General features: G+C 47.1%; 12 protein-coding genes. 6 read left to right on the top strand and 6 right to left on the bottom strand.

Annotation, left to right across the window (positions count from 1 at the left end; translation table 11 throughout):
• Window positions 1-27 precede the first annotated feature (27 nt).
• Window positions 28-2,433 carry a GAF domain-containing protein gene (locus D0A34_01915; protein ID UNU17783.1) on the top strand — a complete coding sequence of 802 codons (2,406 nt, stop codon included), beginning with the start codon at window positions 28-30 and terminating at the stop codon, window positions 2,431-2,433.
• A 277-nt stretch (window positions 2,434-2,710) separates the two neighbouring features.
• Here D0A34_01915 and D0A34_01920 read toward each other — a convergent pair whose 3' ends face one another.
• Complete coding sequence (locus tag D0A34_01920; GenBank protein UNU17784.1) at window positions 2,711-3,310, bottom strand: cytochrome b/b6 domain-containing protein; 600 nt, start codon at window positions 3,308-3,310, stop codon at window positions 2,711-2,713.
• A 197-nt stretch (window positions 3,311-3,507) separates the two neighbouring features.
• Here D0A34_01920 and D0A34_01925 point away from each other — a divergent pair, with 197 nt between their 5' ends.
• The gene (locus D0A34_01925; GenBank protein UNU17785.1) at window positions 3,508-4,089 is read left to right on the top strand and encodes a manganese efflux pump; all 582 of its coding nucleotides are present in this window, start codon (window positions 3,508-3,510) and stop codon (window positions 4,087-4,089) included.
• A gap of 106 nt (window positions 4,090-4,195) precedes the next feature.
• Window positions 4,196-4,750 (top strand): glutathione S-transferase family protein, encoded by a 555-nt coding sequence (locus D0A34_01930; protein ID UNU22124.1) that lies wholly within the window; start codon window positions 4,196-4,198, stop codon window positions 4,748-4,750.
• Window positions 4,751-4,834: 84 nt separating this feature from the next.
• Here the strand turns inward: D0A34_01930 and D0A34_01935 are convergent, their stop codons facing one another.
• From D0A34_01935 to D0A34_01945, 3 genes are all read right to left on the bottom strand, one after another.
• Window positions 4,835-4,972: a photosystem II reaction center protein K gene (locus tag D0A34_01935; protein UNU17786.1), complete on the bottom strand. Its 138-nt coding sequence runs from the start codon at window positions 4,970-4,972 to the stop codon at window positions 4,835-4,837.
• Window positions 4,973-5,038: 66 nt separating this feature from the next.
• A complete protein-coding gene (locus tag D0A34_01940) occupies window positions 5,039-6,163 on the bottom strand; it encodes a tRNA guanosine(34) transglycosylase Tgt (GenBank protein UNU17787.1) in 1,125 nt (374 codons plus the stop codon).
• A 227-nt stretch (window positions 6,164-6,390) separates the two neighbouring features.
• Window positions 6,391-6,840, bottom strand: a complete 450-nt coding sequence (locus D0A34_01945) for a hypothetical protein (GenBank protein ID UNU17788.1) — start codon at window positions 6,838-6,840, stop codon at window positions 6,391-6,393.
• A 259-nt stretch (window positions 6,841-7,099) separates the two neighbouring features.
• Between D0A34_01945 and D0A34_01950 the strand changes: the two genes are divergently transcribed.
• Complete coding sequence (locus D0A34_01950; protein ID UNU17789.1) at window positions 7,100-7,897, top strand: adenosylcobinamide-GDP ribazoletransferase; 798 nt, start codon at window positions 7,100-7,102, stop codon at window positions 7,895-7,897.
• A gap of 272 nt (window positions 7,898-8,169) precedes the next feature.
• Here the strand turns inward: D0A34_01950 and D0A34_01955 are convergent, their stop codons facing one another.
• Window positions 8,170-9,921, bottom strand: coding sequence for a hypothetical protein (locus D0A34_01955; protein UNU17790.1), 1,752 nt, complete (start codon window positions 9,919-9,921; stop codon window positions 8,170-8,172).
• 374 nt (window positions 9,922-10,295) lie between these two features.
• Here D0A34_01955 and D0A34_01960 point away from each other — a divergent pair, with 374 nt between their 5' ends.
• Together D0A34_01960 and D0A34_01965 are read left to right on the top strand one after the other, a co-directional pair.
• On the top strand, window positions 10,296-10,526 hold the full coding sequence (locus tag D0A34_01960; protein ID UNU17791.1) for a hypothetical protein: 231 nt from the start codon (window positions 10,296-10,298) through the stop codon (window positions 10,524-10,526).
• 50 nt (window positions 10,527-10,576) lie between these two features.
• The gene (locus tag D0A34_01965; protein ID UNU17792.1) at window positions 10,577-10,789 is read left to right on the top strand and encodes a hypothetical protein; all 213 of its coding nucleotides are present in this window, start codon (window positions 10,577-10,579) and stop codon (window positions 10,787-10,789) included.
• A 1,088-nt stretch (window positions 10,790-11,877) separates the two neighbouring features.
• Here the strand turns inward: D0A34_01965 and D0A34_01970 are convergent.
• Window positions 11,878-12,345 carry an MgtC/SapB family protein gene (locus D0A34_01970; GenBank protein UNU17793.1) on the bottom strand — a complete coding sequence of 156 codons (468 nt, stop codon included), beginning with the start codon at window positions 12,343-12,345 and terminating at the stop codon, window positions 11,878-11,880.
• Window positions 12,346-12,360 lie beyond the last annotated feature (15 nt).

Below are 12,360 nucleotides of genomic sequence, written 5' to 3' on the forward strand. Positions count from 1 at the left end.
ATTTCAATCTCACAAATTGGTCAAACCATGCGAAGCTTTGCGAGAGTAAAGTGGTGGAAATTAACTCGACTATTGCCAGCGGAATTAAAGGGCGAATACCATCTTGGGTACAAAACTGCGCTCTTAATTTTGGGCGGAACAATTTTAGCAGCTAGCATCACGGGTTGTATCAGCTATCAAAGCGTTCGCCGCTTGATTATCACCAAAAGCGAGCGAAATGCTTTGTTAGAAGTTAGGGAGGGGGCCAACAAGATCGATCGCTGGCTCGGCACTAGAAAGGCTGAGATCGAAATCCTCGCCCACACTCCTCCCGTTCGTTCGATGAATTGGTCAGTTGCAGAGCCTTATTTAAAATCGGAAGTAAATCGACTGCAAGAGTTCCAGCACTTCGCATTAATTGATCCCGACGGTTCTTATTTCACCACAAAAGTGGGCAGAGCCTTGATTAATGTGAGCGACCGCCAACACTTTAAAAAGGCAATGGCTGGGGAAGTCTATGTTTCCGATCCTACCATTTCTCGCACGCTCAAAGGACAAAGTATTGTTCCCATTTCCGCTCCGGTGTGGTCAAATTCGGCAAATTCTATTGATAAAACAGCCGAAAAGCCGATCGGAGTAATGAACGGCGTCATTAGCATCGACCGAATTGCCGAAGTAGTAGGAAAGCTGGAATATGGGGCAGGAACTTACGCTTTTGTTCTAAATTCTCAAGGAGTGCCGATTGTGCATCCCAACGATCGATTAACCGGAAATATAGACAAATCGGCGCCCAGTCTTTTAGAGTCCGCAGATGCTAATTTGGCAAATGTAGCCCGGGAGATGGTTTATCAAAAAACGGGCATTGTGCTGACTCAAATCAACGACGCCAGAGTTTATGTTGCCTATCTTCCCTTAGAACAAGCTGAATGGTCGATCGCCCTCGTAATTCCCCGTGACAATCTCGAAAAAGAACTCCTGCCTTTCAAGATACTAGCAATAGCCGCCGGCGTACTTGCCGCCGCAGCTATTTTCGCAGCAATTGTGGCGCTCAAGCTGTTTGCCCTAAATTGCATTCGCAGTCGCACAGAAGGTCTTCTCCATCGCTTGACGGGCCGGATTCGCGCTTGCTTGCACCTCGATCGCATCCTCCAAACTACAGTAGACGAACTCGGTACTTTACTGAAGCTCGATCGAGCAATTTTCGCATGGTACGATCCCCGACAAGATACTTTAGAATTTGCCTGGGAATATTGCCGGGAAGGTTTGCCGGGGCGCTTGGGAATCTTTGGTGTTCCAGGAGGGCCCTCTGGAGATTTAGCTGCACGGCTTCACCGCTGCGAAACGATACTGCTACATAAAACGGCTGCCCCTGATGCCACAGCCTCTGAGGAATATGTCCATATCGAACTCACAAATGGTCACTACGCAGCAGTACCCGTACTAACTCAAAATCATCGGCTTGGATATCTGTTCGCCTGTGCAAATCGGCGGTTTGCAACTCCCGACGAGGTGGAAGTTTTGGAAGCAATTGCAGACTCGCTGGCGATCGCCATTTCCCAATCCCAACTCCACGGGCAAATTCAACAAGAACTCAAACTTTTGGAAGAAGTCTTAGCCAAACTCAGAATCACCGAAGAGCATTTAGTACAAAGCGAAAAAATGACAATTGTCGGCCAACTAGCCGCCGAAGTTGCCCAGGAAATTAATAACCCGATTAACTTTATTTACGGTCGCCTGATTCACGTTAACGATTATATCAAAGATTTGCTCAATATAATTCGCCTCTATCGCGAACAATATCCCGAGCCTGTGCCGCGAATTGCCACAGAAATAGAAGCCTGCGACCTAGATTTTATCACCGAAGAGTTGCCGCAAATTCTCAACCTTTTGAAAATAGGAGCCGATCGCATTCGCCAGATAGTCCTTGCTTTGCGGAAATTTTCGCTTCCTGACGAACCCAACAAAGAACACGCCAACCTAAATGAAAGCATCGACAATATTTTGCTGTTGCTAGCGAGTCGGCTGGAGCAAAAAATATTAGTAGTCAAGGAGTACCACAACCTGCCCCCCATTTTGTGTTATCCCGGTCAACTGAGCCAGGTATTCGCGAGTCTCCTCAGCACTGCTATTGATGCTCTTAACACTCTTGAAAACTCCGCTCCAATTATTACAATTAAAACAGATATTGTCGAGGATTCTCCAGGCAGGTTTATTTCACTATCAATCGCCCACAACGGCTCCCGAATTCCACCGGAAATTCTACACAGAATATTTGACCAGTTTGGCCATACTAAATCATTTAAAAATTTTAGAGGATTGGAGTTGTCGGTTTGCTATAAAATTATTGTAGAATTGCACGGCGGTCGCCTTACAGTTGAATCTCCAGTGCCATCTCAAATTAAATCTCAAACTGGGGGCGGTGCTGAGTTTATGGTAAAATTGCCGATTGTTTGATATCGCATCTTACCGCCAGGGAAACCCGTCGCAAATCTTGCCAGCAAGCTCCGCGAAAAGTTTAATTTGGCTTCGTACTCAAGACTTTATTCGTCATAAAACAGAGGGCTGAAGTCCTCACTACAAACCTAATGATCCTTTGTTAACCCAATTGCTATGATAGGATTAGGGAAATAATAAAGGTGCAACCACAGCAAACAACCAACCTCCCATTACCAAGACTTCCGCAACAATTAATAAAATATTTTTGTTCATTTTCAAATTAAGCCTTTTCACATTAAGAGCGATCGACCAAAGAGCGAATTTTCTTCCACCAAGCCGCCGGTGAATCCTCCGGGCGATATGCGGCATCAAACATGGACAAAATTAGCGGCCAACCCCCCACCTTCGCACTCATCAACAAGTGCATTGCCAGACAAAACACCAATACCACCCAACCAGAAGCGTGTAAATAATACCAAACCTGCGTCAATTCCCCAGCCGGCAGCCATTCTTCCTTAACCATACTGCCAGAAGCGATCGCCCAAGTCAGTGCCAGCAACATTAACGTATTCACAATCCGGTGCCAACTGTACCACCAAATCGGTTTTCCCAACTGCGTTAGTTTCCCAAAAGAATCCGGCTGCACCAAGCGTTTTGGACCGGCGTGGAAACTGTACAATGCAAAAGCCGGCATTATTCCTAACAGCAACATCTTGCCAAAAGTGCCGTGAATCCCGATAATATCTGCAATCTGAGGCACGGGGACTTTGCCAAACCGCCCATCGTAGGTGTTGTAAGCCAGAAATGCGCTCAAAATTGCTAAAAGGGCGATCGCGGCGTTAACCCCATGCAGTAACCTGAGCAGCAATGGCTGGTACGGTCTAGATTGCGGCATAGTCAATTCTGCTACTTGATAAATAATCTTTTACACAATACAGCTAAGCGCTGATTTTTTCAACTCTCGCTAATTGTGAAATAAATGTGACTCAAAAATGAATATATTATGATAATAACGTAATTATATCAAAAATTTTTGTAAACTAAAACAGTCAAGAGTAACAGTTTATTTATAACACCTAACAGTTTACAAAAATGGATGCAGCCACTACCATATTACTTTCCTTGGGACTAGCAGCCGATGCTTTTGCTGTTGCTGTTTCGAGCGGTTTAGCAATCAAACACATGAAGGTCAATAAAGCTTTAAAAATCGCCTTATTTTTCGGAGGTTTTCAAGCTTTAATGCCCGTAATAGGATGGTTAATCGGTCTTAGTTTTAGTTTTTTGATAACACCGATCGACCATTGGATCGCTTTTGGGCTTTTGAGTTTCATTGGCGGGAGAATGATTTACGAATCGCTGCAAAGCGAAGAATGCGAGAAAAAGTTCAATCCCTTAGATACGGGAACTTTGATAACGCTGTCGGTGGCGACGAGTATCGATGCCCTCGCAGTTGGCCTCGGATTTGCTGTCCTGAAAGATTCTATTGCTCTTGCGGTGACTGCGATCGGAGTTATTACTTTCTTTTTAGCCTTTGCAGGCGTGTTTATTGGGCACAAGTGCGGCAACTTGTTTGCTAATAAAATTGAGATATTGGGCGGAGCAATTTTAATTTTTATTGGCAGCAGAATCTTGTTTCTGCACTTGACAGAAATGCCATTAGTTATCGGTCATTAGTTATTAGTCAAGAGTCATCAGTCGAACATTGACATCAGAGTCTCTGGTGACTCCAATTCCCAAAAAGTGCTATAACAGCAATATTGCGTTAAAGGATAAAAATTCGGTGCTGAAACTTTACGGCGGAGCCCGCAGCAGGGCCTCAATTGTCAAGTGGTATCTAGAAGAAATAGGAGTTCCCTACGAATTCGTCATGCTGGATATGCAAGCAGGGGCACACTTGCAGCCCGAGTATCTCGAAATAAACCCGATCGCCAAAGTACCGGCAATTGTTGACGGAGATTTCAAACTTTGGGAATCCGGCGCAATTCTGCTGTATTTAGCTCAAAAACATGGTAAAATGCCCGATAATTTGGAGCAGCAAGCTCAAATCGTGCAGTGGGTCATCTTTGCTAACGCCACCCTCGGCCCTGGAATATTTGTCGAAGCAAGTCGGGAGCGGGAAACTCCCAAGTTGTTAAAACCGTTAAATGAAATCTTCGAGAAACAGCCATTTTTAATGGGTGATGAATTTGGCGTCGCCGACGCAGCAGTCGGGTCAATGTTGGCCTACATTCCGATGATGCTAAAACTAGACCTTAGTGCTTATCCGGCCGTTGTAGATTACATCAAGCGGATCTCAGAAAGACCGGCTTTCAAAAGTGCGATCGGCGGTAGCTGAAGGCAGAAAGAACAACGAAACAAAACTTAATAGCTAAAAGCAGGGGCAATTCAAAAATTGCCCCTGCTTTTTAGGAAATCAAACTTATCTAAATCCGACAGCCGCCTGCCAAACAAAAGCCAGCAACAAGAAAAACACGGGAATGACCGGCAAAACATTAACCAAAGGCTCAAAAATCGAATAAGCTTCGGGCAGTTTTGCTAAGAGTAATGCAGCTTCCATGAATCAACCTACCTATCCAACAGAATTTTCATAATTGTCGCATATCTTTACCCAAGGCAATCATGATTAATCGACTCTCGGTGCGAGCCAGTGGGCAAACTCTTCAGTAAATCGATCGGCAAAAATCGCTTCCCGCATCCTCCCAGTAAAGCGAATCAACTCCGTGACATTGTGAATCGCCAGCAAAGTATACCCCAGCACTTCGTTAGCCCGCGCCAAATGGGCCAAATAAGCCCGACTGAATTTTTGGCAGGTATAACAAGGACAAGACTCATCCAGCGGAGCAAAATCCTCCCGAAACCGAGCATTTTTCAAATTCCAGCGTTCCCCACCAACAAAAGCAGTCCCGTGGCGGGCTAGCCGAGTTGGAATCACGCAGTCAAACATATCTACGCCACTCGCCACCGCCAGCGCCATTTCCCGATAAGTCCCAATCCCCATCAAATAACGCGGTTTATTTGCCGGCAACAGAGGCGCTGTCACCTTCACAATCTCTGCGATCAAATCCCCCGATTCCCCCACACTAACCCCGCCGATGGCGTAGCCTGGTAAATCCAAATCTACCAACTGGTTCGCCGCGCGCGATCGCAAATCGGGGAAAACGCCCCCCTGGACGATTCCAAACAAAGCTTGATCCGGACGCGAGTGAGCTTGAATGCAGCGTTGCAGCCAGCGGTAAGTGCGATTTGTCGCCGCCTCCACCTCTTCCCGCGTAGCGGGGTAAGGGGGACACTCGTCAAAGGCCATAATCACATCAGCGCCCAACTCATTCTGAATTTCGATCGATCGTTCCGGCGTCAAATTAATCATGCGGCCATCGCGGGGAGAGCGAAAAGTCACCCCATTCTCCGAAATAGTCCGCATTTGGCTCAAGCTAAACACCTGAAAGCCGCCCGAATCCGTCAGCATCGGGCCTGGCCAAGCCATAAATTTGTGCAATCCGCCCGCGCCTGCGACAATCGCTTCCCCCGGCTGCAAGTGCAAGTGATAAGTATTTGCCAAAACCATTTGAGAACCCGCCGCCTCAAGATGTGCCGGTGTCAAAGTTTTGACATTAGCTAGCGTCCCCACAGGCATAAATTTAGGCGTTTCCACAACACCGTGGGGAGTTGTAAAAACCCCTGCACGCGCTTGGGTATGGCTGCAATTAGCCTGACATTTAAAAGAAAATCTCGCGTTGTCTTCAGTCATTAGTCCCCGACGATCGTTAACCGCTACTGGGCAGTCGTTGTTATCTAACCTATTGTTGATGACATAGCGACAAAAAACTCATGACCCCGCCCAAAAACGGATACAAGTTTCCGACAATCGTCGTGGAGGGCAAAAAATTTTAGACCTTAGTTCTAACTCCCAGATTCACGGCGCTGCAAGTAAATCTAAAATCTAAAATCTAAAATCTAAAATCGACTGACTGACGATTAAAAGGGGGAATCATCTTCGTCCAAGTGCAGATCCCAGTTGCCTGAGAGTACCTGATCGACAACCGCATCCAAAGCCGCAGCATTTAAATTCCGGGCGAATTGCTCTTGCAAAGGATTGGAGAGGGGAATTAAGCGCAACTGCCGTCCATCTTGAATCAGGTCAAAATAAGCACCATCTTCAGGGGACTGTTTAAGTTCCAGGTAATCAAAACTATACACGTTCAAATAAAGCGCATGGTTGGCAATCAGGGTAGAACGGTCGGGGTTGGCGAAGACTTCGAGTACATAACCTTCCCCTTCGCTATAAATCTGGCCATCCTGTATGTGAAGGTAGCGAACACGTCCTAAATCAAACAGCAATCTTTTGATATCGCGTTTGTTGACGACAATCCCTGTATCGATGATGCAAGGAGCAACTACCCTGTTATTCAATTGATCGTGACTCATGTAGTAAAAGCCTCTGTTGTAGTATTGTCCCGTCTTGAAAATCAGGGAGTTAGTTAGAATTCTTGGCAAGGGAAACACGGATCTTGAGTATAGTCATTTTAGATAGGGAGCTTTGGGATCGCTGCCGACAGAGGTTTTCCGGGGAAAAGAGCGGGCGACAGGAGGAATGCTCGATCCAAAAAACTAGGGTGTTACAGTCCAATTCTGGCACACGCTAATCGATTGACAACTGCATACCAGATGAAAAATTTTCTATCTTATGGTGCATGATAAATGGGTTCGCTCTACGATCGAGTTTTTCCGGAATCAAGGCGCTGCCATCGCAGCGGCAGTCGCTTTTTATACTTGTTTGCCGGTACCAGTGTCTTGGACTTTGGAGTTTCGGGGCATTGCCCGCTTGGCACCGGCGATCGGGCTTTTGATTGGGGGGATGCTGGGACTGGGGGATGTTGGGTTGCAGTTGTTGGGAATGCCTGATCTGACTCGATCGGCCTTGGTGGTAGTCTTGGGCATCGCCGTGACTGGCGGGCTGCACCTAGACGGCGCAATGGACGCGGCGGACGGGCTGGCTGTACCCGACCCGGTACGCAGGCTGGAAGTCATGCGGGACAGCGTTACAGGAGCCTTTGGGGCGATGGCTGCGATCGCGATCGTACTGCTGAAAACTGCCGCTCTCTCGGACTTGAATAACTATCGGTGGCTGGCTTTGATGGGTGTCGCGGGTTGGGGAAGGTGGGCCCAACTGGTGGCGATCGCCCGCTATCCATATCTGCGGGCCGAGGGTAAGGGAGCTTTTCACAAGGAATCTATTTATTCTCCTTTTGATTTTATCCCAGGAGTGCTGTTGCTGCTTAGTCTGAGCGTGGTGCAAGTTGTCTTGGAGGGCGATCGGTGGCTGTTGGCGGTGGGGATGGCGTTGGGGGGAAGTGCGATCGGGATTTTTGCCGGAGCCTGGTTTAACCACCGTTTGGGCGGCCACACGGGCGATACTTACGGTGCCGTAGTCGAGTGGACGGAGGCTTTATTGCTGTGTCTTTTGGCAGCTTTGGAAGGGTGAAGATGCAACGCTTGCGCTTTTTGTGGCAGAGTGTCGTATCCAGTCACTGCGCCCCCGAATCAGTCGCTTGCGAAGCTACTCTAAGTGCGATCGGTCATACTCTCGAAAGTTTATCGCACCTGCTGCACCCTGAGCACAGGATTTACCGTATTAAGCTACAAAAACCGCATTTTTTCACCTATATTCTCACTGTAGTGGCATATTTTGGTTTAAAAAAACGGTTTCCAATGAATGGAAAATGCAACTGCCAATTTTCCATTCATTCTCAATTTTTACGCTTTCGGTTCAACCCAAATTGTCATCCCCTCAACCCTCAAACCTTTGCCGCGAGTGCCGCAATATTGACCGTTAGCAGTAACAGGAGTATCGCCCACATTCTGGATGTGAGCCGTATAAAATACGTCGTATTTATCAGCTTGCGGCCCTGTCAGGCGGGCGGCAAATCCCTCAATGCGCTTGGCTTTGCCCCGGAAACCGGCCAACTCCCCTTCGGAGATCCAAGCAGTATCGCCAACTCCTTCAACGTGAGCCATGTACTGCAAGTTTAAACCGGCAACGGGAGGCTCTATTTTAATTTGAAATCCTTCCACGCGGCGGCCTTGAGCTTTAGTACCCGCATATTCTCGATCGCTAAAAGTTCGATCGCCAATTCCTTGAATATGCGCCAACACTTTTAAACCCACAGGCGCCACTGTTTGGGAACTCGCAGACTGCGCGATCCAAACTTTGATACCCTCTATTCTCAAAGCTTTGCCGCGAGTGCCACAATATTCGCCGTTGGAGGACACGTCGGTGTCGCCGATATTCTGAATGTGAGCGCTATAAAATACGTCGTACTTATCAGCTTGCGGCCCGCTCAACCGCACCGCAAATCCCTCAATTCGTTTCGCTTGACCCCGAAAACCTGCCAATTCTCCTTCGCTGATCCAAGGAGTATCGCCCACACCTTCGACGTGAGCCATGTACTCGACATTTAAACCGGGAATTGGGGGATCGATATTAATTTGAAATCCTTCGACACGGCGCCCTTGAGCTTTAGTACCCGCGTATTCTTGAGCACCGAAAGTTCGATCGCCAATCCCCTGAATGTGCACCAAAACTTTGATTCCCAAACCGCCCTCTACGGCCACCGCTGGTTGAATGTTCCGGGGTGCCCCAAAAACAATGTTCCCAGAACCGGTTGTCGGGAGAGACTTAGGTACTTCCACGCTGGGAACAATAATTACCTCGTGCATGGGGGCAGAAGGTGCGGGGGATTCCAAAATCTGGATCTGTGGCGCAACTGTAACTTGTTTCGGCGCCACATTTCCTGACGGGATGACAATCACTTCTGGCAAAGGTTCGGCGCTGATTTTTTGTTCTGGCGCTGCTTTAAATGCGGGTTCGACTTTTGCAGGTGCTGCTTTTACCATCTCAGCAATGGTTAATTTGCCTCTGGAAATGGCTACGGCTATTTGTTTGCCAAAAGCGGCGCTGACTGTTTCTTCGAGAATGACCCACTGTTCGTCATCTAATTTGTCTTGCTGTTCCACCAGGGCGAGCACTGCTGAAACTGGGTGTTTGCCGCTGACTAAGGATTCTGCGTCAGAATGCAGTTGAGTTGGGGTTGATTCGGAAATCGCGCGTTGCAGTTCGCGGGCTCTGGCATGAACTGATTGTAAGGGTGCGAAGTCGCTTTGTTCGCGGTGGGCGATCGCCAATACTCGATCGATCACTTTCAATGCTGCATCGCGAATTTCTGCTTTACCTTCAGAAGCTGCTGCTGTCTGAACTAAGTTTTGAATCTCTTTGAGGGAAGCAATTTCCCCCGGCGCGATCGCGGATTTGTTGAGTTCGAGAGCTTGTTTTTGGACTGCAGCAAAGTTGCGGCTGTAGGCTGCTACTTCCTGCAGCAAGCTGTCAGAGGGAGGAAGGCCGGAGTCTTGCAGTTGTTTTGCTGCTTGAGACAGGCGATCGGCCAAATTAGCATAAGTTTCCGATAGTCGGGCTATTTGTTGTAGCAAATCTTTATGAGCTAGTTCCATATGTCTTGCCGTAAATATTTAACTTGCTGATTATAGACGTTGAGCGTCTTCTGAAGGTAGAAGGCAGTAGTCATTAGTCATTAGTCCCAGGGAAAAAGAAAAATGCTCCCCCTCTCCGACTCCTCCACTCGGACACTCTCCGACTCCCCCACCCAGACACCCGGACACTCTCCGACTCTCCACTCTCCGACTCCTCCTCTGGCATCCCCTGGGTGATCGCCGTCACAACCGTGCAAATACTTAGTCACACTCTGGGACTCCGGCTGTCACGAGTGACCCGTAACAATGTCACACCTATCGAGCAATAGCCGTCACTGCTGATTCTGTGAAAACAGTTGATACTGAGGCTTGAACCAATAAAATCCCGAAGTGTTATGGTACTAATTCGTGATCTCACCCAGCAAGCTCTGGCTCTAGGCTATCTAACCATTGAAGCCGAAAATCAACTGCGGCGGATGTTAACTACCACCAAGTATGACTTGGAAGACTTAAATGCTTTTATGGCTTTGCAACTAGCAGCTATGTCCGGAGGAGTGAAACAAGAGTCTCGCGAACTGAAAAAATTGGAAATCTTTGGCGAGACGGCTTCCGAAACTTCCTGTTAGTAATTGGTTGGCTTTTGATCACTTAAAATTTAGTAAGGGACATTTCTACCGTGCAGATTCGTGAAGTTGTAAAACAAGCTATTGCCGCTGGATATCTGAGTTTGGAAGCGGAAAATGAAATGCAGAATATTTTTTCCTCAGCCAAGTGTGATTTGGAAGATTTGAATGCTTTTATGAGCTTGCAGTTAGCTGCGATGGCGGGTCGCGTGAGGCAAGAGTCTTTGGAAGTGATGAAAATGCCCAATTTTCCGGATAGAAATTAATTTTTTTATTCAATCATCTGGCGATATGAATATTAAGCTTTATACTTAATAAACGCTGGTTAAATATAATTATATTGCTTATTTATAGACTAATTAATTTAAAAAGTATTGGTATTTGGGTTCAATAGGTGTTGAGCAAATTAACTAAAATTGAAATAAATATTAAAATGAATATGTAAGTGGAGAGTGAGGACTTCACTCGTCATAGGTCAGGCTTGGAGGACCAGACCTGTCAAGGTGTAGACAAAGTGTTTGCTTCCTAAAAGTTGAGCAGTATTCTAGAGATGTTATGTATTGTTAATACTCTATAAAATGGAGAAGATGTATCCCTCGCCCCAAGCAGAGATTTCAAGCGTTTTAGCTACTTTGTAGGGGTTGCATAATTGCCGGGTGATTTTGATTGTTTTTTTGGGGAATGGGCTCTCGTAGCCCGAAGGCGTGTATTTTCACCGCAGGCGGAACACCCCACAATATATTAGTGTCAACTTAAGCTTTTAGTCCGCCAGTGCTCCCGCTCACCCGCAGGGCGGTTTCATTCGACCTAGGTGCAATCCCCTCGTGGTTGCCCCCATGTCTGAAACGCCTGTGAAATCGTCTGTGGGGGGTAGGCATTCTTGGCACTACAAGAGTCAAAATCGCGATTTTCGTGAGAATGAAACTGCCCTGCGCTCACCCGAAAGTGCGCCAAAGAATGAATTTCCTGTCTTATAGCTAAAGTCCTCTCAAAGAGGGCTGAAGAACTCATTAGTCTTCATAGCGAGGACTTTCGCTTTGAGGCTCTTGTTTCAACCCCTGCCGGAATGAGGTTTAACGTTAAGTTGACACCAATGCTCACAATAATCATCCTCAAATTGTGTAAGGCCCCTTTTTCACAATCTGGACAGGTATGGCTGGGATGAGGGCAAACAATTTATGATCGCTGGTTAACTGGACTTGGTATGAAACAGCTAATATTATTTCCCCTCCATCGACCGCAATAAAATTAGTTGGTAGTGAGGACTTTAACCCTCATAAAACTCGCTCGTACTTCCGTCGTCACTACAAAGTTTATAACGGTTATAATACCCGATTTTCTATCCTAACTGAGACTATTTCTCGCGACTCCGACGCTCTAACTCTTTAATTCCTCTCAGAACAAACAGCGACATTAAAGCGCCAATTAATGCCAGTTGCCACAACCCGCATCCTGCCGCAGTTCCTAAAGCTGCTGACACCCAAATAGCGGCGGCAGAGGTGAGCCCGTGAACTTCCACTTTGCCTATTTCCTCTTGATTTTGCCGCAGGATTTCTCCGCCTCCCAAAAACCCAATCCCGGCAGCAATGCCTTGAATTACGCGCCCAAAAGCCTCTCCTCCACTTTCATTTTTACCCATTGCTAGTGGTATTAAAACAAACAGCGCAGAACCCATACTTACTAGCATATGAGTTCTTAACCCCGCTGGTTTGTGTCTGAGTTGGCGCTCCCATCCAATAATTCCGCCAACGAACATGGCTAGGCACAACCTTAATAGTAGGCCTAGCCAATGATCGGGAGACCACAAGTTAGCGATCGACAATGTTTTACTGCAAAT

The organism is Microcoleus vaginatus PCC 9802 (assembly GCA_022701275.1).
GTDB classification, from domain to species: domain Bacteria; phylum Cyanobacteriota; class Cyanobacteriia; order Cyanobacteriales; family Microcoleaceae; genus Microcoleus; species Microcoleus vaginatus_A.